Genomic DNA, 25,382 nt, shown 5'->3' with positions numbered 1-25,382 from the left:
CGCTGCAGTAGGAAAGATATATTACAGTCATGGATGGTGCCAGGCACCGATGGGAGGATGTAACAAAAACCGTGGCCCCGCCCGCTGCAGTAGGAAAGATATATTACAGTGGTATGAGGTGCCAGGCACCGATGGGAGGATGTAACAAAAACGCGTGAATTCGCCCGCTGCAGTAGGAAAGATATATTACAGCGGGATGAGGTGCCAGGCACCCCCCTATTCCCCCCCCTAAAAAGCTGCAAAAATATATAAAAAAGCTGTTTACTCTTCTGCAAAACGGGTATTAAAAAAGTGACTCCCGATTGGGAGCCACTTTGCTTGTTAGAGTTATTAGTTTACACGGCCAGCGCCAAGATATCTTTGGCTCCAGTAGCTGTTGCTCATGCTGGTAGTTGTTACACCAGTAGAAGCACCGGAATGGATGAACTGTCCGTTACCAAGGTAGATACCAGCGTGGGAAGGACCAGTACGAGTTTCAAAGAATACTAGATCTCCACGTTGTGGGTTGGATACGCGAGTTGTAGACCTCCACATTTCGGCTACCGTTCTTGGTAAAGATACACCATGTTGGTTAAAAGAATATTGAATGAAACCACTGCAGTCAAATCCGCTTGGAGAAGTTCCTCCCCATACATAACGAGTGCCAGTTTGGGCTTGTGCAGTACGGATTACATTTTCATAGCTTGCAGATACACCAGCTACTTGTGAAGATGAGCTGCTGGAGCTTGAAGCACTGCTGTTAGAAGAGCTGGTTGCATTTGAAGAAGAACCAGATCCGCCTAGTGCACGGAACGTTTGTGGTCCGGCAATTCCGTCAGCTGTGATACCAGCAGAACGTTGGAAGCTTCTTACAGCCTGTTCAGTACGTGGTCCATAAGTAGAACCAGTAGAACCGGAGAAATGTCCGCGCTCTTTCAATTCAATTTGTAGAGCAGCTACAGAGCTGTTTACCGCACCGCGGCGAAGTGTACCGTTGCTTTGGATCGTACCAATTCTATCGCTTGAAGAAACATTAGAGCTGCTTGAGCTTGAAGAACTGTTGCTAGAGCTTGAAGAAGAAGAACTGCTGCCGTTTACTCCAAGTGCTCCGAATGTTTGTGGTCCAGCGATGCCGTCAACTGTGATACCAGCAGAACGTTGGAAGTCTCTAACTGCTTGACGAGTGATTGGTCCAAAGTAGTTTGTTGTTGTATGGAAGTTGAAGTATCCTTCGTCTTTCAATGCTTGTTGTAGTTCTTGAACGTCACTGTTGTTCATGCCTGAACGTAGTGTTTGATCTCCTAAAGCTGCATCGGCAACCGATACGGTACCAACCATTAAACATGTTGCAAATACTGTCGAAATCATAAATTTTTTCATAATGTGTTTTCCCTGCTTTATAACTCAGTTTATGTATAGGATTACTCCACTATTAATCCGTAACCTTGTTACAAACCAGGAATTCCCTCCTCTTATTTTCAAAGTTTTTTAGTTTTTAAGTTTAAGTTTCACGTTAAGTGATATTGTATATATAGGTCATTAGGTATATTTGCTATGTATAAGACTAGAATTAAATTCCTACGTTTCCTGTTCACGTTACTTATCTTATCCCGAACCCCCGCCCATGGCAATGCTTGCTTGCTATTTGTAAAACAACTGTAATGTTTGTAAAACAAAGAAACATAGTAGCTTAATTTGTAATATAATGTAGAAAGGTAGAGATTTATCAAACAAAGCACCAACTTATGTTACCAATTATGCTCATTATACGAATGGGAATAGTTTTAAAATATGAGCACTGTTTTTTCTATATAGTTTCTTCCATAATATAACGAGCCGTCGGGCTCGTATTTAATTTGGTGTTTTGAAACAAAATATACATTGAAACCTTATTTATAAAGTAATATAATTCATTTGTTAAATAACAGAATCGGGAGTAATTAAATGTTTATTCTGAAAAAGTACTTCCGGGATATTAAAGAATCGAAAGATCTAATTTGGTATCTTACAATCTCGGATTTCAAATCACAAAGTGCTCGTACGTATATAGGGTTTATATGGTGGATTCTTGACCCGATCCTATATATGATGATTTTTTACTTCTTAGTTCAAGTCATTTTGCAGCGAGGTGGAGAAGACTATGCTGTATTCTTATTTGTCGGCTTAATTCCATTAAAATGGACCATGGCCTGTTTAGTCGACTCAACTACGGCTATTTCTTCAAAAGTCAGGATACTTCAACAAATTTACGTACCTAAAATCGTGTTTATTACCGTGCGGCTATGCACAAATACATTAAAATTTTTAGTAAGCTCAGTCATGATGTTTTTGTTTTTGTTAGTGTATGGAGTAGATGTGACGACATTGGCATTTTACTACTTCCTCATAGCCTTCATACAGATGCTTCTCTTGCTGGGATTCATGATGATTTTAGCGCACGTAGGCGTGTTTTTTAGAGATATTAAGAACATGATGCAGTATATTACTCGGACATTATTTTACCTTTCTCCTGTTCTTTACACGCTGGACAGGGTTCCTGAGAACGTAATGCCGTTTCTCTATGTAAATCCGCTCACAACGTTTATTGTTTCGTACCGAAATGTCTTTTTATATGAAGAGCTTCCAATGTTTAGTTTCATGCTCATGTGGCTGGGTGTTGCGATCGTCCTTATATACATAGGTGGGAAAATCCTGCACCGCTTTGAAAATCAATATGCTAAGGTGATTTAATGGCAAATAAAAAAGTAATAGACCTGAAAGATATATGGATTTCTTACCCTGAATCGTCCAATTTTTCCATGAAAAATCTACTTCGTCTCCGAAAGGACGAAGTATTTTGGGCGGTAAAAGGACTGAATTTTGAAATATACAAAGGAGAAGTGCTGGGGATCATCGGCCGGAACGGCTCTGGGAAAAGCACCCTTCTCAAACTATTGAGCGGTCTGATTCTTCCCGACAAGGGTGAATATAAAGTGTACGGAAAAAGGCCTGTTCTGCTCACGTTAGGGGCCGGCTTTGATGCTGAGTTGTCAGGAATAGACAACATCTACTTAAATGCCTTATACCTTGGCCATAAGAAAAAAGACGTAGACAGAGACCTTAAGGAAATCATTGAGTATTCAGAGCTGGGCGATTTTGTCTACAAGCCTGTACGCACATATTCTTCCGGAATGAAGGCAAGACTAGCTTTCTCTATTGCCGTCACGCTGGATCCGGAGGTTCTTCTAATCGATGAAGTCCTAGGAGTAGGAGACCAGCAGTTTAAGGATAAGTCCAAAGCAACCATTATGGATAAGATCCAGCAAAAACGGACGGTAATTATGGTTACCCACTCAGCAAATCTGGTAAAAGACATTTGTGACCGCGTCGTTTGGATTCATAAAGGAGAACAAATGGAAGTCGGACCTCCTGAAGAAGTCGTGCCAAAATATCTTGAATTCATGAAAGGGAACAAAAAATGAACGTCTTAATGCTTCTATTTAAGGATCTTCATAATGATGCCAGAGTGGTAAGAGAAGCAAATGCCCTTGCTAAAAAAGGATACATCGTTCACATTGCCTGCTTACAGGAGTATGACCATGAACCTAAGGAAGAGCTTCACGAAAATGTGTACGTGAACCGAATTCCGATTTTAAGCAAAAAGGCCAAAAAGTCACTAGGAGGATACAAGCCCTCCCAAACAAGGAAAAAGACTTCCCTTGCCTTTAAAATAATTAGAAGCCCTTATATAAAGCTGGCAAAAGATTTCACGGGTTATGGTGAATTTTACCGGAAAATCCTGAAGTCCTATAACCAGATGAACTTTAAGGTTGTACATTGTCATGACCTTAATACCCTGCCAACGGGGTATTATCTGTCAAGGAAGTTTCAGGCAAAGCTCATCTTTGATGCACATGAGCTGTTTAACGAAATGTCAGGAAGAAACGAACTCGACCGAACCATAGGATACAAACTTGAGGAATATTTCCTGCCAAAAGCAGATCAAGTAATTACAGTAAACCCTTTTATGGAAGAGGAAATGAAAAAGAAATACGGAAACTTTCCTTCGACCATCCTCCAAAACACACCAGAAGATATAGTCGAAGAGGAAGGGCGTGCAGTTCCAGACTTACGGTCCCTCTATGGTTTGTCTAAAAATGATATTCTCCTTATTTATCAGGGAGGCCTAAGTCAGCAAAGAGGACTGGATCTATGCATTGAAGCACTGAGAGACCTTCCAAACGAGTATAAGATGGTGTACATCGGTGACGGTCCCCTTAAAGAAAGCCTTAAGGCAAAAGCCGAGGAAGAAAAGGTAAATGATCGCTTCTTTCTCCATGAAAAAGTACCAGCAAAAGACTTGCTTCTGTATACGAAGCAGGCTGATGTTGGATTAGTGATGTATGAGAATCTCTCCAAAAATAATTACTATTCCACGCCGAATAAGATTTTTGAATACATGCTTGCCGGTATTCCAGCTGTCGCTTCAAACCACCCAGGGAAGAGTTACATTGTAACCGAGGAAGGAACTGGAGTGTGCACCAGTGAGGACGCTCACAGTATTGCTGAAGCGGTCATGAATATAATGGAAGATTATGAGCATTATAAATCTACATGTTTACGTAAAAAGTCTCGTTTCACGTGGGAAGTCGAACAGGATAAACTGGTTTCTCTCTATAAAACGCTGACAAAATAGGATAAAATACGCAAAAATACACACTTGACAGAGTTTGGTGCTTGAATTGAACAGGTAATTGCAATAAAATTCAAAGATAGAGGATTTTTATGTCTCGACATATTTCATGGAATTAAGCGAAATATGTCAAAGGTGGTTATTGGGATGAAAGTATGTGTAATGGGGCTCGGATATATAGGATTGCCAACCGCAGTGATGTTTGCAAGCTGTGGTTTTCGTGTGCATGGGGTGGATATTAACCAGGAAGTCATCAATTCCTTGTCCCTAAAGAAGCCGCACATTGAAGAGCCAGGGCTGGAGGAAACGCTTGGTCATGTTATTGAAGAAGGAAATCTTTCTTTTTCAAAAGAGCCAGAAGAGGCTGATGCCTTTATCATTGCCGTTCCTACTCCTATTACAAAAGAAAAGAAAGCAAACATAGATTATGTAAGAAATGCCATGGAAATGATTGTTCCCTGCGTGAAGGAAGGGGATTTAATCATATTAGAATCCACCGTGCCTCCGGGGACAGTGGAAAAGGTAATGATACAGGAACTTCAAAAAACAGGACTTAAAGTAGGAGAAGAAGTATTTGTTTCTCATTCACCAGAAAGGGTCCTGCCTGGAAAATTGTTTGAAGAACTGGTCTCCAATGACCGCATTGTTGGAGGCATTAATCAGGAATCAGCTGACAGGACGGCAACCCTTTACAAGCACTTTGTTAAAGGGACCATTCATATTACAGATGCCAAGACGGCGGAAATGGTAAAATTAATGGAAAATACGTACCGGGATGTAAACATTGCTTTGGCCAATGAGCTTGCCCAGATCTCCGATCAATTAGGCTGCGATGTGTGGGAAGCGATCAGGCTGGCAAACTTCCACCCGCGAGTGAACATTCATCAGCCGGGTCCCGGTGTCGGCGGTCACTGTATCGCAGTGGATCCCTGGTTCTTGCATGAAGCCTCTCCTGACAAAGCCAAACTGATTGAAACGGCAAGAAGGATCAACGATGAAACTCCTATATATGTCGGGGGGCTGATTGAACAAATAACAGAATTTATCACAAAGCCGAAGGTTGCTCTTCTTGGCCTTGCCTACAAAGGGAATATAGGGGACATGAGAGAAAGCCCTTCGTTAAAGGTGATATCGTATTTAAAGAAGCTTAATGTAGAGTACACCATCTACGATCCTTACGTAGAATCGAAGATGGAAGAGCAGGTATCTACAGTAGAGGAAGCTGTTAATGGGGCAGATTGTATAATCATGTTAACAGAGCACTCAGCCTTTAAGGAGCTTGACTACAAGAAGCTTTATGAATTAATGAACAATCATAATATTATAGATACAAAAAACGTACTTGATGAGAAACTTCTATGTAATATTGGTTTTCAATATAAAAAGGTAGGAAAAGGTGCTTCACAGGTTCCTTACTTATTTTCCTAAGAAAGAAGGGTGTAAGATTAATGTCTAATACATTAATGGAAAAAATCTCAAATAAGAACGCTACTGTCGGGGTGGTGGGCCTTGGTTATGTCGGTCTTCCATTAGCAGTTGAAGTTGCCAAGCAAGGGTTCAATGTATATGGTTTTGACGTTTCTGAGGAAAAAGTAAACCAGCTGAAGGACGGGAATTCATATGTGATGGATGTGTCTGACAGCACATTACAAGACATTATTGATGGAAGCTTTGTACCAACTACAGATTTTTCAAATATCAAGCATTGTGATGCGATCAGCATTTGTGTACCAACACCGTTAAACAAAACAAAAGACCCGGATGTATCATTTATTAATGCTGTAGTACAAGAACTCATTCAATATATGACGAAGGATACTGTGGTCATTCTTGAAAGCACAACCTACCCGGGAACGACAGAAGAACTCATTAAAAACGTCATTGAGGAAGAAACTGATTATAAGGTGGGAGAAGATGTATTTTTATGTTTCTCTCCAGAACGTGTAGACCCAGGAAACCCTCAATTTAATACAAAAAATACACCAAAGGTTATCGGTGGTGTAACACCTACCTGCCTGGAAATTGGTTTAAGACTATACAATTCTTTCCTGGAGAACCTTGTTCCAGTTAGTTCCACAAGTGTCGCTGAAATGGTTAAGCTTCTTGAAAACACATTTAGAAGTGTAAATATCGGTCTTGTTAACGAGTTAACAGTAATGTGTGACCGTATGGATATTAATGTATGGGAAGTTATTGACGCAGCAGCAACGAAACCATTTGGTTACATGCCTTTCTATCCGGGACCTGGAATTGGGGGACACTGCATTCCTTTAGATCCTATGTATCTTTCCTGGAAAGCGAAAATGTTTAACTTCTATAACCGCTTTATTGAACTGGCAAGCGACGTCAATGGAAACATGCCAAGATACGTGCTTCAGCAAGTAAGTGATCTTCTAAATGAAAACGAGAAGCCAATCAAGAACTCCAATGTGTTAATTGTAGGGCTGGCTTATAAAAAGGATATAGATGATCTTAGAGAATCCCCAGCCGTTGAGCTCTTCCGTTTGTTAGAAGATAAAGGTGCAAATGTTACCTACCACGATCCTTACGTGAAATCGTTCAAAAACCGCGGTGAGGTACTCGAGCCAGTGTCTCTTGACGAAAATACCGTCTCAAACTCTGATATCGTGGTGATTGCAACAAATCATACTGACGTTGATTACCAGATGGTGATTGATAACGCCCAAATTGTTTATGATACACGCAATGTAACGAAAAAGTATAATACTGGAAGCAATGTTGTATTGCTTGGTGGTTCTAAGCATGATGAAGAAGTAAGACTGCTGGAACAGAAATTCGGCTTAACCCCAAAATGATAGGAGTCTAAACAATGTCAGGGAATAATGAATTGAACAACTATTACAATGAAATGGAATTTTGGAGAACATACACCCAGTATTCCGCAAATAAAGCAGCGGGCAAACAAGTGCTTATTATCGGCTCACAAGAGCCCTTGCCTGATCTTCTTTCCTTGCTTGAACAGAAGGGCTGCTCATCTACTGTCCTGCTAGATTCAGAAATAGAGCCTCCCGTTCAGGCGATTAGTGAAGGACAAGTTCAATTCGTCTACGACCTTAGTGAAATCGATCAAAGTCTCTCATTTACTGATGTTATTGTATACTCCAAAATAACCCGGCAACAAAGCCTAGCCGGGTTATTTACTCTCATTTCTCCTTTTCTTAAGGAACAGACAAAGCTTGTCTATTACTATGATTTCTTAACAGAAGATGATGAGGCAACAATCTCTGAACTTAAAGATTTATCCCTCGAACAGAAGCTTTCTATTATAGATACAAAGATTCTGGATGAGTATGTATTTTTTACAAGCGAAGTAAATCCATACATAAAAGTCAGTGAAGAGCCTGAAGAAACAGAGGTTGGCAAGTGGCTAAGGGTTACTCAGGATATTCTTTCCCATGTGAAAGAAAAATATCAGGATGTAGAGAAAGCTGAAGGATCTGAGAGTAATGTTGATCGTTTTATTGAAGCCGAGACGTTGAAAAAGATGGTAAGCTATCGTCTTCAAATGAAAGAACTTGAAGGAATGGTGTCTCATCTTGAGCGCCAGATCGGAAAGGAACAGCAAAAACAAAAGAAACTAAAGAACTTATTAGATAAATCTAATAAAGTCCTTGCCGTACATAAAGAAAATGCATCAGCAAGGTACAGAATCGGCGACGCCATAATTAATTCTATGCGATCTCCCAGGAAGATGCTTGGCTTGCCTCGTACGTTGTATCGTATTTATAAGCAGACAAAAAACGGAGAGATCGTTCCACGAAATGCTTCTTCCCAGCAGCAGAAGCAAGAAAAGGTGCAGCCAATCTCCGAAACAAAAGAGACGATTGTATTTGTACCAACAAATGGAGCAGGTCTTGGCCACTTAACTAGACTCTTGGCCATTGCCAGACGAGTGAAGAAGCTGGATCCCAATAAAGAGATCGTTTTCCATACAACAAGCTCGGCGATGCACTTAATCCTTCAGGAAGGCTTTTTGGGATATCATTTGCCGTCCAAGATGCTCTTCCCGAAAGAAATGACTGCTAAGCAATGGAATCAAATGCTGCACAACCATTTAAATGATGTCATTGATCTGCATCAGCCAGAAATGATTGTGTTTGACGGGGCATTTCCCTACGCCGGCTTAGTATCCTCCATGAGAAAAGATGAAGGGATCAAAAAGTACTGGGTAAAACGAGGTCAGCATAAGGAAGGCACAGCTGAGCTTGTTTCTGAGAAAGAAAAGTACTTTGACCGAATTCTTGTGCCAGGAGAAGCGGGAGCAAGCGGCAACATGGAAACACAGGATAAAGTGGTCCACAGTGAACCCGTTATCTATTTGGATAAGGAAGAGCTTGTCGGAAGAGAAATTGTACGGAAAAAGTGGAACATTCCCGAAGGTGCAAAGCTTGTTTACGTACAGCTAGGCGCGGGGAATATAAATGACATTAATTCCACGATTTCTATTTTGCTAAGAGAACTGACAAGCCGGGAAAATGTCTATGTGGTCGTAGGTGAATCTATTATCGGAACACGGATTGCCGTAGATATGGAAAGAGTCATGACAATTAGGGATTATCCTAACTCCATGTATTTTGGAGCGTTTGACCTGGCTATTTCAGCTACCGGTTATAATACGTTCCATGAGCTTATGTACTTTGGTGTGCCGTCTATCTTCCTGCCTAATGAGAATACGAAAACAGATGACCAGGTGGCCAGAGCAAATATTGCAGGCGACGCAGGTGCTGCGATCGTATTACGTGACCCGAGTGAAGATGATTTCAAAGAGGCCATTGACCGTGCGTTAGACCCAGAGGTTAACGAACAAATGAGAGAAAGCACGAAAAAGCTTGTTCAAATTAACGGTGCAGACCAAATTGCAAGAAAAATCGTGGAAAGCTAGCTTTTACGATGGTAAAGTGAAGAAAAAGGCATAGGTAAGGAGGTTCTCTTTTGCCAAAAAAGAAGATATTAGTATCCATTGCTTTCAATAACTGGGGCTTACAGGACAAGGAAGAGAAAAGGCTGACAAAAGAGTGGATTGATTACCGGATGGAAGTGTTCCAGACATTCACTTTAAAGAGCTTAAAGAACCAGACCAACCAGGACTTTATTACGTTTGTACAGTACGATCAAAGGTCAGAAGAACTGGTGCAGGATGCGTTAAACCAGTATGAAGAACTTCCTGAAAACGTAAAGTTTGTTAAGAAATCAGCGTTCAACACGCTTGTAAACAAAGAAGTGGAAGGGCATGACTATTTCTATTTGGTACGAATTGATTCCGATGACATGTACCATAAGGATCACATTGAGTATTTGCACCAGCATGACCCTACAAATAGCGACACGGTAGTGATTACTAATAAAGTCGGCTATATTTATGACGCTCCTCAAGACAGGCTGGCTACAATTGATCTGCCGTCGCCGCCATTTTATACAATTATTTATGATGCAAACGAGTACCTTGAAGGTAAAAGAATTAAGCTTAAGGGTCATTTATCTGTCCAAGAGCTTCCTCACGAGGAAATTACCGATAGAAGGTACTTAGTCATCATTCACCAGAGCAATACGTCAACAAGCTTTGAAAATGCTTATGACAAACAAGAAATTGAGGATACAGCTGAAAAAGAAGAAATTCTTGAGTGGTTTTTTGGGAAGAAGAAAGTAAGCTGGATGGATAAACTGAAATCCAAGCTTTTTAAAAGATAGTTCATAATTTGTAAGAATTAACAACAGAAACCTTCTTGCTAAATTCTCTAAGATGGTATATCTTATGGAAGCGGAGCAAGGAGGTTTTTTATGAGTAAGAAAAAAGTAGTTAATGAGATTAACTACATCCGGGCGTTTGCGTGTTTGAGCATCGTGTTTATACATGCAGTAACTGTGGCAATAAATAGTGTAGCGATTAGTGGTGAGCTAAGAAGCTGGATGCAGACATTTCAAGTTGCATTGATGTTTGCTACACCTCTTTTTATCTTAATTTCTGAGTTTCTGCTGGCATACGCCTACCCTAAACAAGTACCAAAAAATTTCTTTGCTAAAAGGATCCAATTTATTCTTCTGCCTTACATCAGCATAGGGCTCATTTACGGACTGTTTGATATATGGTATGCAGGCGGCTCATTATCACTGGCCGGATATTGGGATAAGGTCTGGAACATTCTTGTTTTAGGTTCCTGGTACGGTTATTTTGTCTTGATTATCTTTCAATTTTATATTCTTCATAAATTATTTGCTAAGCATTTATATAAGGCAAACCCTTTGATGATTCTATCAATCTCCTTTTTTATAAATGCAGCGTATCTCTCAATCTTTTATTTTATGGACCCTGTCGCTGGAATATCGGAAAGGTTTTGGGAGAGGCATTCAATCATTCCATTTCCAGGCTGGGTATTTTATTTTACAGCTGCCTATTACGCAGGGAAAAATTTTGATCAAGTGAAAGCCTGGCTTCAAAAGAACATTGTCTGGTTAACCGCCGGTGGTGCCGGTTTACTGATGTTCATAGTGTTTAACCACAGAGCAGGCATCGTTACAGATGTCTCTTCCAAGAGAGTGGATTTGCTGTTATATACTTGCGTGGTTATGGCCCTTCTTTATTATGTATTTACGAAGGTCAAGCCCTTTCCAAAATGGGCTGTGCTGATCAGTAACTATTCGTTCAGTATTTATCTTATTCACTTTATGATCCTGCGGGCGATACGAAAGCTCACTGATCAGTCGGTTGATATGAACCTTGCGGTGTATACCTTGCTATTATTTTTTGTAGGAGTTATAGGATCTATAGTGATTGCATATATGATGAACAAGCTTCCATTTGGATCTTATGTCGTGGGTAAAGTAAATAGAATAAAATATACTCCGCCAGTTCAAAGAGAAGAGCTGCAGAGACCAAAAGCAAGTTAATAATATAGTAGGAGAAGAACACGGTTCGTGCAATGCATGTACCGTGTTCTTTTTTTGCTTTTCCCCCCTTTTTTCCTCAAGTGGCTGTTGTTTCCCTAAAAAGAAACTCAAACCTTCTATATTTACTTTCTGACCAGATAGACTTAGGTTAAAAATCACATCTATTACCAATAAACAATAAATTTTAACAAAAAAATACAAAATATATACCACTTTTTTCTACTAATATGGTAGTATTTAACCTGTTAAAAAGTCATACAGGAGGTAAGATCTAGTGATAAAGATTTACAAATTTACAGCACCATTCATTTTCTCGTTTCTTTTGTTTTTTTCAATAGTACATATGACAGAGGCAGGGTATCTGGATTTTGAAAGAGTAGCAGGTGAAAATCGTGTAGAAACGTCAGTTAAGGTTTCACACAAGGGGTGGCCGGAAGGACTTGAACACCCTGAAAAAGCCGTCATTTTGGCTAGAGCCGACGACCCGGCAGATGCTTTGTCTGCGGCTAGTATCTCAGGTGTAAAAGATGCACCTATTCTTCTTACTAATACGAATCGTGTCCCTGCAGCAGTGGTGACAGAACTAAAAAGACTTGGAACGGAGAAGGTTTACCTGTTAGGCGGAGAACAAGCGATCTCTTCAGCGGTGGAAAGCGAATTAAACAGCCAAGGATATAGTGTGCAGCGTCTTAAAGGAGATAACCGTTTTGAAACAGCAGCAGAAATTAATCAACAGTCAGGCGTGGATTTAAACGGTAAGGCGTTCTTGGCAAACGGCTCGACTATGGCTGATGCTCTTTCGGCTTCAGGGATGTCCGCTGTTCAGCAAATACCTATTTATCTGACTCGAGAAAAGGAGCTTCCAGTTGATATTCCTGAGGGAATCGAAGAAATTTACATATTTGGCGGAGAAGCGGTAGTTAACGAATCGATTGAAAAGAAATTGAAGGACAAAGGTCACATGGTTACTAGAATAGATGGAACTAACCGATTTGATACAAATATTAAAGGGATTAAAGAACTGCAGCCAGATTCTGATAACCATATTATTGTACGAGGAACATCAACGAATACAACTAAACAAGATTTTCCGGATGCGGTAACAGCAGCAGGATTAGCTCACAGAACCAATGCAAGTGTTTTATTGACTCATCATGACCGTGCGGCCCAAGAGCTGAAAGCCCACATGGGAACGATAAATTCTTATTATTACATATTAGGTGGTCAGAACGCCCTTCCGTATCCTGTGATAGGTGCACTGGGTCTTACATTGCCGGAATTTTCCGCGGAGGTTCAAGTGCTGACATACCATCATATTATCGACGAAAATGATATTTCATCACGCCTTTACCGTGATAATGGCAATCTGCACAATACTATTGTTTTGAAACATGAGTTCGATAAACAAATGAAAGCATTGCATGAAAACAATTTTCATTCTATTTCCTTGAAAGATCTTGAAGAATTTGTAAAAGGAAATCGTAAAGTATACAAAAATAGTGTCCTTATTACCTTTGATGATGGGTACAAGAACAATTTCCTTCACGCTTATCCGTCTATGAAGCAATATGGTTTCACTGCTGCAAACTTTATTATTACGAACCGAATTACACAGGATACTCAACAATACGCTTATGAAACCCGTAACCAGTATTTCAGCTGGGACGAGATAGCTATGGCAAGCGATGTGTTTGAGTATGGCAGCCATACTCATGCCTTCCACACGACAGAACCAAATGGACAAGCTTTTCTTCTATCAAAAACAAGAAACGAAATAAGAGATGATGTAAAGGAAAGTCTTCGTCTTCTTGGAAACGGAACAACTGCATTTGCGTACCCATATGGTGCTTTTAATTCAACATCTATTCAGGCTTTAAGGGAGGCCGGGATTACCATGTCCTTTACTGTTAGAAGCGGAAAAGTAAACCCAGGGGATGACCTTATGCGTTTAAATCGTACATCCATACGACCTTTTCATGATGTAAACGACTTCCAACGAATTGTAGGCATTAAATAGACTGATAGATTCATAGATATTATATAACAGTGCCCCGGTTACCGAGCAGGAGACCGGGGCTTTTCATATGTTCCAATTGTCAAAAATGATGTAAAAAAAGACTTACTTAGTTGGTAATAGATGTTAAAATAAAAGGTAGAAAGTAGTTAATAAAATAGAATTTCAGCAAAGAGGAGAAGAAATGAAAAAGAAAATAGTAGCTGCTAGTGTGCTTTTTTTATGCCTTTTTCCACTAGACGATGCTTTCATGGAAGATGGCATGGTAAAGATACTTGTGGAAAAAGAAGCGGAAGCTGATGAGACTGTCACGCCATTTACCAAGGATAGTAATGAAGAAACACAAAGAATAGATGACCAATACGATATTGTTGAGGTCAGTGAAGAGGAAGTAGAGGAATTTTTAGAAATGAAAGAAGCAGAGAATGTATATGCGGAAGCAGAACAGCCTCTCATTCGTTTCTCTACCCCTAATGACCCGCTGCTGTCTACTCAGGCGGTTGATCTTAATTTAATGAACGCCTACAGTGCCTGGGAGAACTACCAGCCAACAGGAAAAGCAGTCACAGCGATCTTAGACAGCGGCATATACCAAGCCCATGAAGACCTTGGATCCAATGTGATAAAAGGGAAAAACTTCGTACATAGCAAAGGAAGTGTGGAAGACGTAGATGGTCATGGAACTCATGTGGCTGGAATTATCGGGGCAGTAACAAATAACAACAGGGGAATTGCCTCTATGTCAAAAGGAAAGGTCGATCTCCTTCCCTTGAAAGTGTTAGAAGGGGAAAAAGGGACGACGTTTGATTTGGCTGAAGCAATATTTTATGCCGCAGATCACGGAGCCGACATGATGAATATGAGCCTGGGCTTTGAGAACTACTCCCGCTATGTAAATGAGGCTGTCCAATATGCCCATGATAAAGGCATATTGTTGGTTGGCGCGTCAGGAAATAAAGGTAAGGATAAAGTGGACTTTCCTGCAGCCTTTCCGGAGGTATTAGCAGTAGGCTCTTTAAATGGAAGGAATACATCCTTATCTTCCTTTTCAAACTTCGGAGCAGAGATCAATGTAGTCGCGCCAGGGTCAGAAATCATGAGTACATATATCGGATTTCCCAGTTCTTATAAGAAAATGAGCGGTACCAGCATGGCTGCCCCTCAAGTGACCTCTCTGGCAGCTATGATAAAGGCGCAAGAGCCTTCATTAGAAGGGAACCAGCTTAGAGAAATCATAGAAGTTCCGGCAAAAGACATTGGTCTTAGCCAGAAGTTCCCGTTAATAGATGCGGAGCAATCACTTTATTACTTACAATCTAAAAATCGAATATACGGAAGCAATGCCATTCAAACCTCTATAGAAATCGCCAAAGCAGGCTGGGAGAAGAGTGGGGAAAAGTCAGGAAGTTTACAAGGAAAAGAAGGGAATTTTGCTATTTTAGCTACCAATGCTTCATTCCCAGACTCGTTAACAGGTACGAGGGCTGCCTATGAATTAAACGCACCGATGCTGCTCACAAGGTCAAGTCGAATCAGCCCAGAAACCTTGGAGGTCCTTGAGGAACTTGCCATTGATCACGTTGTGCTCTTAGGAGGGCCAAACGCTATATCCCCAGCAGTTGAAACGGCTATCCAAAGAAAAGGATATACTACACACCGGCTGGCCGGAGACAATCGTTACGAAACAGCCGTTCACATTAATAAGGAGTTAGAAAAGAAAACGAATAAAGTTATTATTGCTTCTGGTGAAAACTTTCCAGACGCTTTATCAGTAGCACCATACGCAAGTAAGGAGGGGATTCCCATTCTCCTTGTTCGAAGAAATGTCATTCCAGAAAGCACGAAATCCTATTTAGCCGAACTGAACCCATCTAAAACGATAGTCATTGGAGGTCCAAACGCCATCTCTGAACAGGTGGTCAGCAGTCTTCCCAATCCTGTTAGAATTGCGGGAAGCAACCGTTTTGAGACATCCATTAAAGTACACGATTACTTCAAAGGTTCAAGTAAAGAGCTGCTGTTTGCATCGGGAGGAAATTTCCCAGACGCATTGTCTGGTGCTGCCTATGCTGCCAAACATAACAAGAGCATGCTCCTCGTAAGAAAGGAAAGAGCAACGCCCGAAACGGAACAGTATATTAAAAGCAGAGCAGGCACAGGAATGCAGTATGAAATCCTGGGAGGGCCAAATGCGATTTCACCATCAAAGGCATGGAAGCTGGATCGATTGATGGGCAATCCCTCTCCTGCAAAAGAACACACTCAGGATCCAATTAGTAAGAAAGCAGGATAAATAAATGAAAAATCGTTTTAGTATAACAGTAGTGATAATCAGTATTTTACTGGGGATAGGTGGATTCCTCTCTTTAGAAGCGGAGGCCAAAGAGAGCCATAGAATATATGGCGACAACCGTTTTGAGACAGCTGTGGAAATATCCAAGGAACACTGGGAGACTAGCCGGAAAGTAGTTCTTACGCAGGGTGGCAATTTCCCAGATGCCCTGGCAGGAGCTTCTCTTGCCTATAAACAGCAAGCCCCGATCCTCCTGACAAGAAGAAGTACGTTACCTCCAGAAACGAAAAAAGAAATTCAGCGCCTGGGGGCAGAGGAAGTTATCATCCTGGGAGGTCCGCTGGCGGTCTCAAATGACATAGAAAATGAATTAATACATAGTACAGGAGTTTCGGTTACAAGAGTCAGTGGAGATAACAGGATGGAAACAGCTGAATCAATTGCTGATAGATTAGGAAAATATGATAAAGCTATACTTGTAAACGGCAGCAACTTTCCAGATGCCCTATCCATTGCCCCGATTGCTGCAGAGGCAGGGTATCCCATCCTTCTCACTAGTGACGGGAAAAGGGTGACCAAAGGCACTGAAAACAAACTCAATAAAGCAGAAGAGGTTTTAGTGATAGGCGGTCCTTCCGTTGTCTCCGAAGAGCTGCGAAGACAGTTTTCAGGAACCCGTATCAGCGGAAGTAACCGGTATGAAACAGCCGCGGAAGTCATTAAGGAATTCCACCAGGATAATGGAAATATATTCATTGCTACTGGAACAGACTTTGCTGACGCGTTAACAGGATCAGCGGCCGCAGCAAAACAAAAGGGCGTTACCCTTCTCTCTGCACAAGATAGCTTTCCGTCGGCAAGCAGGAAGGTTTTACATGAAACACCTAAGGTTCATACTACCTTTCTTGGTGGGCCGAATGCCTTATCAGAAAGAGTAGTAAGTGAAGTAGAAAGCTTTCCATCCTATGAAACAAAAGAACAGGGAGGAGACACAGTCATCTACTATTCTCCTCATCCTGATGACGAAATACTAACCATGGGCGTGGGAATAGCGAATGACTTGTACTACGGCCGTGACGTTCATGTCATCCTGTTAACGCAAGGCAGAGCATCCGGGACTTACCAAAGAGTCTTAGCAGATCATCCCAGCCTTACTTCTCAAGAGTTCGGACAATCCAGAGTGATGGAGTTTGTAGATGCGATGGAAAGACTGGGGCTTCCTGAAAGCAACTATGAAATCTATGACTTTGAGGACGGGCAGCTTCAAGTGGATGAGGTGAAGGAAGTAGTTAGGAAATATGAGGAAAGGTACCCTGGGGCCTATCATAAAACTTTTTCGTATTATGATCCCCACCGGGACCATGTAGCTGCAGGAATAGCAGTCAATGAATTATATATCGACAAGGAAATAGAGAAAGCTGAATTTCACATTTCCTCTTACCAGTTTCAAAATGTAAATGGGGTTAACCTTCCTGTTTACGACAGGGAACGAGTCATAGATGCGGCTCACGCTTACATTTACTTATCACCCAGAGAAGGACGTTACTCAGTGGGGTACTCCTCAGTTCCCCATTGGTTTGACCGGTTACTTAAGAGACCGCAGGGTAAGGTGCACGGTCCTAATCAATAATGTCGGCGTCATTTCGTGATCTTCAGCTTTTGCTTTTCCCACAGGCGTCTCGTGATTTTTACTAACTTGATGACTGTGGGATCAGCCTATAAACATTACGTAAATGATTTCGCTTATTACCGTAAGTCATCTGAAACGCTCTGCGATGATACAGTAAGTAGTTTTTACACCTGACTATTTGGCTTGCCATTTCAGAGTGATGAAGAGCTATTTATATTTTCTCCCAAAAGAAACAAAAAAGGTGCCGATTATCAAATGAAGATAATCGGCACCTTTTTCTTTCATGAGACTGTTTAGTTTCTAGGCTGACGGTGGAAATCTAAGATTCCTTGATAAAGAGCATTCGCAGCATCTTCTCTAAACTGATTCGTTTTCATTCGGTTGGCTTCAGCACTGTTTGTTACGAAGCCAAGCTCTGCAAGGACTGCAGGCATTTCAGAGTTCAGAAGAACAGCAAAGCCAGTGTTGATAAAGGACAAGGAACGATCTTCTTTCGCACCTCTGTCATTTGTCTGGAGAAGATAAATCATACGGCTTTGCACTTTCTCAGCCAGTTCTTTACTCTGTGCAGGCTCATGGCGGTGATTCCAGTAGGTTTCAGTTCCGTGAGCTGCAGAACCGGCAGCATTGGCGTGAATGCTGATAAAAGAATGAGCATTTCTATCATTTGCTATTTTAGAACGGTTGCTTAAGGAGACGAATGTATCAGTGTTTCGCGTCATCACCACAGTGGCACCGGCGTCTTTCAGCAGCTTTTCTAAACGAAGGCCCACATCAAGAACAAGCTCTTTTTCTTGTAGGCCGTTCGCTACTGCTCCAGGGTCACTTCCTCCGTGGCCCGGGTCAACCGCAATGACATGGCCGCGCAGGAGGTTGTTTTTACCGTCAATGTTCAAGTAGAAGGAATGGACAAAGGCTTTTTGACCTTCATAACGAATTTCTGCCCAGTCCCCGTCAAATGAGTAAATATCTACGGAAGATCCGTTTCTTAAACTTCCCAGGCTGCTTCCATTAGGCGTTCTTCTTACATTTAACGTAGAGGCGGCAACTTTTGCACTTGCCACAATCCCATCAGAAGGTTCAGAGCCTGAATCTCCAGGGGATGTTGTTTGGACATTTAAAAAGTTAGAAGAAACGTAAGCTTTTTGCCCGTTATAGCGGATTTCAGCCCAGCTTCCTTCATAGGAATAAATAGAAACCTGACTTCCGTTAGGAAGAGAACCGATAATTGTACCGCTTGGAGTACTTCTCACATTTAAGGAGCTGGCAGTTACCGTAGCTTCAGCAATCGCATCTTCAGATTCAGGTTCAGGTTCAGGACTCGGAGATGGAGCCGGAGTAGATGATCCTCCGCTGCCAAGGACTGAGTCAGGCAGAGCGTGAGGGCCTCCAAGGGCAAAAAGAGTACCAGTCCTGCTGTTTAAATAATTTTGTACTTCACTTCGTGCACTTGAATGGTGACTTAATACCACGGGAGCATTACGTTTGTGTGACAGACTGGCCGCTGCCACGGCATCCGGATAGTCTTCCCTGTCATTGCTCACAGAGGTTCCTCTTACGACAATGGTGTCATTTGAAAAAGAATAATGCTCCAGGGCTTTTAAGTTGGTTTCAAAGCGATTGTCCCCGGCAATTCTATTTACTTGAATTCCCTGCTGTGTTAAAGAGTTTTCAAGACTTGTACTGATCGCTTGAGGACCTCCAAGAATAGTTACATTTCTAACAGAGCTTGGAAGCTCTGTGCGCAGGCGGTCAGCATTAGCCAGATAAATAGGAATATTATTATTGGCTGCAATGCTTGATGCTGAAAGAGCATCAGCAATGGTGACCCCATTTACCAGAAGAGCGGACTGGCTGCTGCCAAGGCCTGCTTTTTTGTTGATTTCAAGGGCGGTTTCAGATCTATTGCTGCCTTCTATGCGTTCTACCGTGTACCCATGTTGTCTAATACCGGAGACAACGGTGCTGCTGATCGCATCTTCACCACCCAGTACATAAACTGTACGGGCGTTTAATCTTTGTAATTCATTAATGGTTTGAGTATCCACCCGATTTGGGTAAGTAAGAAGGATAGGAGCGTCTTTTTCTCTAGAAAGACTTGAGCTGGCTAGTGCGTCGGCAGGCACGTCAGCTCGAGCGAGAATGACAGCTCTTTCTCCTGAGAGGCCGTTTGGCCACCCTTCTTTTGAAATTTCTATCGCAGTGTCTATCCTGTTGTCACCAGCTAATCTCTTAATCTCACCGTTGGCTTGTGCGAAATGGGTGTTTCCGGCCAAAAGCGAGAGGAGAACAATAAATATAATTCCCAGCATGGGAAGGGGTTTGCGCATTTCTTTCCTCCTTTTCGCGAACACGAATCGATAAATTTACATATCTTTTTATAAGCATTGCTTGATCTTAGGTAAAAAAACTTACCTTACTAGACTTTCAATTTGTTCTCTGGCAGAAGAATGAATCGCATGGGTTCCGCCAAGGTAATAAAGGCTGTTAACCTGACTGCTTTGGTTTCTAAGATACGTAGAAATGACCTCAGGAACCTGATTGCTTCTCGTTAATAAAATTGGTGCTCCTTCTTTGGCAGCAAGAGGGGAACCGGATAAAGCATCGGCATAATCATCGCCTCTGGCGAAGAAGATTGTTTCTGGAGAAAGGTTCCATTGTTCTACGATTTTGATTGCTGTTTCAAAACGGTTATCCCCGGCCACACGAGTAACTGTTGGTGCCGAGCTTTTCACTTCGTTCTCTATAGAGGACGAAATGGCATTGGGGCCCCCAATTATAAATACTTCCTGAATATTGTTATTTTCAATATAGCGACTGACTTCTTTGTTTACATTGCTGCGGTTGGCCGTGTAGAGAATAGGAATTTGTTCCGTGCCTGCTACGGTGGCAATCGTAAGAGCGTCAGGTGAAGCATTGACTCCTGAACTGTCACTGCCTGCGGTTAGTATCAGTTTATTAGAAGAACTGCCTACCTCATTAGCAATTTCATATGCTGTTTCAAGTCTTGTATCTCCTGCCACTCGAGTAGTAGAAGCGATAGACTGAAGCTCTCTTTCAGCATTTTCAGATATTGCATTAGGACCACCTAGCACATAAATGTGCGATGGAGACAGCCTTTTAATCTCTTCGATTACTTCCTTTCGAACTCTCTTTGTTTCTGACAGCAAAAGAGGAGCATTGTGCTTCTTGGCCAGAACATTTCCTGTCAGGGCATCCGCTGTGCGATCGCCGCGGCCTACAACGACAGTATCCACTTCACCTGGGTTTTTCCAGCCGTATTGAGAGATTGCCACGCTTGTTTGGAAGCGGTTATCTCCTTCCAGGCTGGTAACTGAAAGAGGAGTAGAAGCTGTTTTTCCTTCAAGAGACGACCCGTCATAATAGAAAGCGAGAATGTCCTGATAGCTTTGTCCTGCTTTTGCTCGTTCGTTAGCTCCGTGCTGGCTTAGACCGACACCGTGCCCGAATCCGTGACCGGAAACGACAATGTCATTGCTTCGATTTTGAACGTTTACGAGTGTACTTCTAAATTCCCCGGCACCCATCATAATCCGGAAAGGGTTCATTCTTTGGTTGATATTTTCTGTCATCACTCTAATGTTGTTATTAGAGTCGCGGACAAAGTTTCCTTTATTGTCCTTGGCAATAAAAGATACTCTTAAGGTCGCGTCCGTATGGCGTCCCCCGTCGTACCGGCTGTTTGATAGATTGAGAGATTCAATAGTTGTCAGTTTTATCTCGTAGCCCGAATACGCATTCCTTCCCTTTAGATGATTTTTAACCCCATTTACAAATGCTTTGCCGCTGTCTTTCTCTCTTACTTGCTGCCACCAGTTTTCGGGCTTTTTTAAGTCGCGAGAAGAAAGGTCGATCTGCGTCTTTTGGAGAGTTAAGCTCCAGGCGTTTTTGGGGTCATACGGATCTTCTTTTACGGAAAAGTAAGGAAGAGGGCTGCTTGACCAGACGTTAGCATTTGATTCTGTCATTCCGCCATTACTGGAAGAATAAAAGGTTTCTACTGGAGTGCCGTTATACGTCAGGATTTCTCCTTTTGTAGAATCAACCGCCTCAGAGGTGTTAGGGTGCCAGTCATATCCGCCATATACCTGGTCGGACACCGTGTCAACTAACTCTCTGTTATTACGGCTTGGATGGCTTGCGAACGTACGGGCGGCTACCGTTTGTGCTTTAAGAGCCTCTTTGTGCCAGCTCGCAGGCATTTCTCTAGGAACGACACCTTTTAAGTAATCTTCAAGGGGCAGGGTATTTACAGGGCGTATGTACTGTCCATCGACACGAAATGTCATGCTGCCCAAGTATTTTCTCCCTTCTACCGTGGTATAATGACTGTAATCATACCGTTCGGGAGTAAGGGTAAATTCCGTTCCTAATTCCCTTATCTTGCTTGATCCTCTATACAGCACTAACTGGTTATGTTCCAGTTTCACTATATAGGACGATCCGCTGGTTAAAGAATCACTGTTTCCCGAAAGGTGGTATGGATTGGATACTTGTATGTTTAGACTGTTTTTGTTTTGGATGTAGTTGTGAAGTTGGACTGAGACGTTTTTTTCTTCAGCTAGTAATGTAGTAGGAAGTGTGATAAAAGTACAAAATGCGACAAGCGAAACAATGAAAATACGAAAATACGGCAAAAACTTTCCTCCTTATACAAAATTTTCTTTGAATCATAGATGATATTACCATATGCTAGAAGAATATTGAAGATAGGCATAGGAATATCGTTAGATATGTACCGGTGACTAAAGTCCAGGTACTTCTTATATATCGGGTAAATAACAGGGAGTGTGAAGAAAAAATTGTCAAAAAACAAAAATTTACAGCAGCCATGGTTACAAACAAGAGTAGGCGGAAATTATGTCCTGCTTGTAGGCGGCCGTTTTGAAGATGGATTGACGCTTGAAAAGAGTCCGAACGCTGATATTCTGTTTGCCTCCCATTACCACACGTCTGCTTATTTTCATAGAATGCTTTCCGAGGGCAAAGTCGTGAAAACAGGTAACATAGACCTATACGCTTTTTCTGGGAATTTCGACTTGAGTATATATAAAGAGAACCAATTCGACTCTGTGATTATAGGAGAAGTGCCGCGAGAACTTGATTATGCTGCGCTCCTTTCAGGTATACAAAGAGTCCTGAAGCCAAGCGGGAAATTCATTTGGACAGAAGTGATTCCTTCCTACCCGACCTTTCCTGTGAAGGAGGGATACGGATTTATAGAGCGGTTTATCCAAATCCAAAAGTATTTCAAAAGGCGAGAGACGAAGTTTCTGACCGACGACAAGATTGGCTATGTAGGATGGAACAAAGAATCATCTGAGTACTCTAAAGACCTTGTCTATAAACTGGCGGTGAAGATTGGAATCGAAGAGTCTGAACGTTATTTTCGTCATCAGGAAAAAGCAGTCCAGGCTCTTAAGGAAGAGAATGAACAGCTGCGCTATTACTTGAACGCATTTTTAGAAGACCACTCCAAGCTCCTGGAGGCATACGAAACGGAAAGCACATTTTACAATCGAATGAGAAAGTCATTATATAAAGAAACCGTAAGCGAGCTTTCTGGAGATATAATCAAGAAAGCCGAAAAAGCTGCTGACACTTCGTCTGTGTCGATCGCATCCTCCACGGTACCTGTAAAAGGAAGCCGGCCTGACCAAAGGATGTTAAAGCTCACCCCTGCGCCTTCCAGGAAGGAACAGCAAAAGAACATAGATTATTTCCTTGCGGCCTGCGGAACAGGCATGTACCGGGGGGTTATTGTAATGTACACTAATGAAGAATTTATAAAAGACAAGAGTGGCACACGAGTGAGTCAGCTTGCTCAAGCATTCTCCTCATTAGGCTGGGGAGTATTTTTCATTTATAAAGGGGAAAAGGAGAGCAAGCATTACCCTGTCTACGCGGGAGGAAACGTCTTTCAAATAGAAGAAAAAGAAGCACTCGACATGCTGTTTCCAAGGTTGCTTCAGCACACCTTTGACGGCAGCATGCCTAAAGTGGTGGCAAATACGGCGGCTTCTACACATGGGGCAAAGTGGCTTAACCAATTTGCTGTCCGGGGCTGGAAGACGTACTACCTGTGGGACAAGCCGGCAAAGGAACAATGGAAAGCAGAAGACTCTTTTCTTCTACATCAGTCCATGAAGACAGTCACGTCAAGCGAAGAAAAAGCAGAAACACTGAAAAAGAAGGGAATATCCCAGCCGGTGGTGCTTTCCGATGGCATCGACTCTTCCTACTTTCAGCATCCCCGTAACAAAGTGAAGAGCGAGGAGCTGGTGATTGGCTGTGTTGAAGGAAATAAGGAAAGAATTGATTGGGAGTTTTTATTGGACCTAACTCGGAAAAACAAGAATGTAACGATACACACCGTTTCCTCAGACCGGCCTCAGCATGTGAAGCAAGAAAAGAGAATTAAGTGGTACCGGCCGCGGGAGGAGCGGGATCTGGTGAACCTTGCGGCAAGGTGGTCTCTCGTTGGAGCTTTTTATGAAGACATGGTACAAAACGATCTCTTTACAGCTTTTCTCCTTTCCCTTGGCCTGCCTGTGCTGGGTAACTTCCAGGAATCAGCCGAGGTTTTCCCAAGGGGGATGTTTTTAAATCTGGAAGAGGATATAGAGAAACAGATGAAAGAAGCAAGGAAGCAGGAGTTTCCATATTCCACATGGCATCAAAGAATTCAATCCAACAGCTGGGAAGCGAAAGCGGAGCAGCTTGCCGGGCTGCAGGTTCAGAATCCTTTTCAGCCTGTTGTTGTGCAATAAAGAAGGTGAACGGTTTGAAGATTTTATATATCTACAGATATCTCCTGCTTGGGGGAGTCTGCACTCAGCTTTCAAATAGACTGGTGCACCTGAGCAAAAAGTGTGAAGTGCACTTTGCCTTTCTTAGAGATCACGGAGGGGAGACGGCTTTTCGCAAGCATCCACATGTGTATAAGCCAAAGACGGATGATGAATTAAAAGAACTGATCAACAAAAATAACTATGACCTCATCATTAATGTGGATACAGAAGAAGCCTATGAGGTTATTCATGCTTCTACCTTTCAAGGGAAAGTCATCCATGAAGTTCATGGGACTTCCAAAAGAATTGAATATTTGAAATGGCTTGATGTCTCGACAATCGATGCCCTGATTACTCCGACTCAATATGTCATGGATGTATTAAGGAAGGAATACAACGTCTCAACGAACATCCCGGCGTATGTAACACCAAATTGCCTGGAGCTTGAACACTTCTATCCACGGAGCGTTTCAGCAGGCGAACAGCCCAGGGTTATGCTCTGGATTGGAAAGATTAACGACCATAAGAACTGGAGAGGTTTTATCGAACTGGCTGCTGACTATACCGAGACCTATCCGGACAGTGAAATATGGATGGCAGGGGGAGAAACTGCGAGTCCCCGTCCGGTCAAAGAGCTTCTTGCCTATGTAGAGGAGCACAAGCTGATGAACAAATGGCGCTGGCTCCCAAGAGTGGAATACGAGGCGATGCCTCACCTGTACTCGTTCGTAGCTCAAACAGGCGGGTTTACGATGAGCACCTCAACGAATGAGTCCTTTGGAATGACCCTCATTGAAGCGCTTGCCTGTGAGTGCCCGGTCATTGCCCCAAACGTGGGAGGAATCCCTGAAGTACTCCGGGGGTCTCTTCAGAGGGCCATGTATCCAGGGAATGATCTTCAAGGAGCGCTTTCTTTAGCGGGGAAAATGTCAGAAGATCAACAGTGGCGCATGTCCCTGGCAAAAGAAGGAAGAGAAGAAGTTGCCGCAAGGTACGGGGTGGAGCCGGTTGTGGATCATTACTTCTCAACTCTCCAAACGATCGTGAATCAATAATCTCCGCTTTCACATGAGGCC

At 42.3% G+C, this 25,382-nt stretch carries 16 protein-coding genes; 13 read left to right on the top strand and 3 right to left on the bottom strand.

Annotation, left to right across the window (positions count from 1 at the left end; genetic code table 11):
- Window positions 1-330: 330 nt before the first annotated feature.
- Entirely contained in the window at window positions 331-1,359 is a 1,029-nt protein-coding gene (locus ACFPU1_RS01615) for a C40 family peptidase (protein ID WP_385937791.1), read from the bottom strand.
- A 564-nt stretch (window positions 1,360-1,923) separates the two neighbouring features.
- Between ACFPU1_RS01615 and ACFPU1_RS01610 the strand changes: the two genes are divergently transcribed.
- The 11 genes from ACFPU1_RS01610 to ACFPU1_RS01560 all read left to right on the top strand — a co-directional run bounded on the left by ACFPU1_RS01610 (window position 1,924) and on the right by ACFPU1_RS01560 (window position 17,494).
- On the top strand, window positions 1,924-2,709 hold the full coding sequence (locus ACFPU1_RS01610) for an ABC transporter permease (protein ID WP_100400361.1): 786 nt from the start codon (window positions 1,924-1,926) through the stop codon (window positions 2,707-2,709).
- The gene (locus ACFPU1_RS01605) at window positions 2,709-3,440 is read left to right on the top strand and encodes an ABC transporter ATP-binding protein (protein ID WP_385937788.1); all 732 of its coding nucleotides are present in this window, start codon (window positions 2,709-2,711) and stop codon (window positions 3,438-3,440) included. The genes ACFPU1_RS01610 and ACFPU1_RS01605 overlap by 1 nt, the downstream gene beginning before the upstream one ends.
- The gene (locus tag ACFPU1_RS01600) at window positions 3,437-4,654 is read left to right on the top strand and encodes a glycosyltransferase (RefSeq protein WP_385937785.1); all 1,218 of its coding nucleotides are present in this window, start codon (window positions 3,437-3,439) and stop codon (window positions 4,652-4,654) included. The genes ACFPU1_RS01605 and ACFPU1_RS01600 overlap by 4 nt, the downstream gene beginning before the upstream one ends.
- 144 nt (window positions 4,655-4,798) lie before the next feature.
- A complete protein-coding gene (locus ACFPU1_RS01595; RefSeq protein ID WP_385937782.1) occupies window positions 4,799-6,079 on the top strand; it encodes a nucleotide sugar dehydrogenase in 1,281 nt (426 codons plus the stop codon).
- A 20-nt stretch (window positions 6,080-6,099) separates the two neighbouring features.
- Window positions 6,100-7,467: a nucleotide sugar dehydrogenase gene (locus ACFPU1_RS01590; protein WP_100400358.1), complete on the top strand. Its 1,368-nt coding sequence runs from the start codon at window positions 6,100-6,102 to the stop codon at window positions 7,465-7,467.
- A gap of 14 nt (window positions 7,468-7,481) precedes the next feature.
- A complete protein-coding gene (locus ACFPU1_RS01585; protein ID WP_385937778.1) occupies window positions 7,482-9,554 on the top strand; it encodes a glycosyltransferase in 2,073 nt (690 codons plus the stop codon).
- A 50-nt stretch (window positions 9,555-9,604) separates the two neighbouring features.
- Entirely contained in the window at window positions 9,605-10,360 is a 756-nt protein-coding gene (locus tag ACFPU1_RS01580; RefSeq protein ID WP_385937775.1) for a glycosyltransferase family A protein, read from the top strand.
- Between the two features lie 90 nt (window positions 10,361-10,450).
- A complete protein-coding gene (locus ACFPU1_RS01575) occupies window positions 10,451-11,557 on the top strand; it encodes an acyltransferase family protein (protein ID WP_385937772.1) in 1,107 nt (368 codons plus the stop codon).
- A gap of 274 nt (window positions 11,558-11,831) precedes the next feature.
- Entirely contained in the window at window positions 11,832-13,574 is a 1,743-nt protein-coding gene (locus ACFPU1_RS01570; RefSeq protein ID WP_385937769.1) for a cell wall-binding repeat-containing protein, read from the top strand.
- Window positions 13,575-13,755: 181 nt separating this feature from the next.
- Window positions 13,756-15,864: a cell wall-binding repeat-containing protein gene (locus ACFPU1_RS01565; RefSeq protein ID WP_385937766.1), complete on the top strand. Its 2,109-nt coding sequence runs from the start codon at window positions 13,756-13,758 to the stop codon at window positions 15,862-15,864.
- A 4-nt stretch (window positions 15,865-15,868) separates the two neighbouring features.
- Window positions 15,869-17,494 (top strand): cell wall-binding repeat-containing protein, encoded by a 1,626-nt coding sequence (locus ACFPU1_RS01560; RefSeq protein WP_385937763.1) that lies wholly within the window; start codon window positions 15,869-15,871, stop codon window positions 17,492-17,494.
- A 293-nt stretch (window positions 17,495-17,787) separates the two neighbouring features.
- On the opposite strand, the gene ACFPU1_RS01555 is transcribed toward ACFPU1_RS01560, so the two are convergent.
- Window positions 17,788-19,824, bottom strand: a complete 2,037-nt coding sequence (locus tag ACFPU1_RS01555; protein ID WP_385937760.1) for an N-acetylmuramoyl-L-alanine amidase — start codon at window positions 19,822-19,824, stop codon at window positions 17,788-17,790.
- A gap of 81 nt (window positions 19,825-19,905) precedes the next feature.
- Complete coding sequence (locus ACFPU1_RS01550; RefSeq protein ID WP_385937757.1) at window positions 19,906-22,152, bottom strand: SpoIID/LytB domain-containing protein; 2,247 nt, start codon at window positions 22,150-22,152, stop codon at window positions 19,906-19,908.
- A 165-nt stretch (window positions 22,153-22,317) separates the two neighbouring features.
- Between ACFPU1_RS01550 and ACFPU1_RS01545 the strand changes: the two genes are divergently transcribed.
- Window positions 22,318-24,285, top strand: a complete 1,968-nt coding sequence (locus ACFPU1_RS01545; protein WP_385937754.1) for a hypothetical protein — start codon at window positions 22,318-22,320, stop codon at window positions 24,283-24,285.
- On the top strand, window positions 24,186-25,361 hold the full coding sequence (locus tag ACFPU1_RS01540) for a glycosyltransferase family 4 protein (protein WP_385937751.1): 1,176 nt from the start codon (window positions 24,186-24,188) through the stop codon (window positions 25,359-25,361). Before ACFPU1_RS01545 ends, ACFPU1_RS01540 begins: the two co-directional genes overlap by 100 nt.
- Window positions 25,362-25,382 lie beyond the last annotated feature (21 nt).

This window comes from Thalassorhabdus alkalitolerans, assembly GCF_042656525.1.
GTDB lineage: Bacteria > Bacillota > Bacilli > Bacillales > Marinococcaceae > Thalassorhabdus > Thalassorhabdus alkalitolerans.
This window is presented reverse-complemented; position numbering and strand designations above follow the sequence as displayed.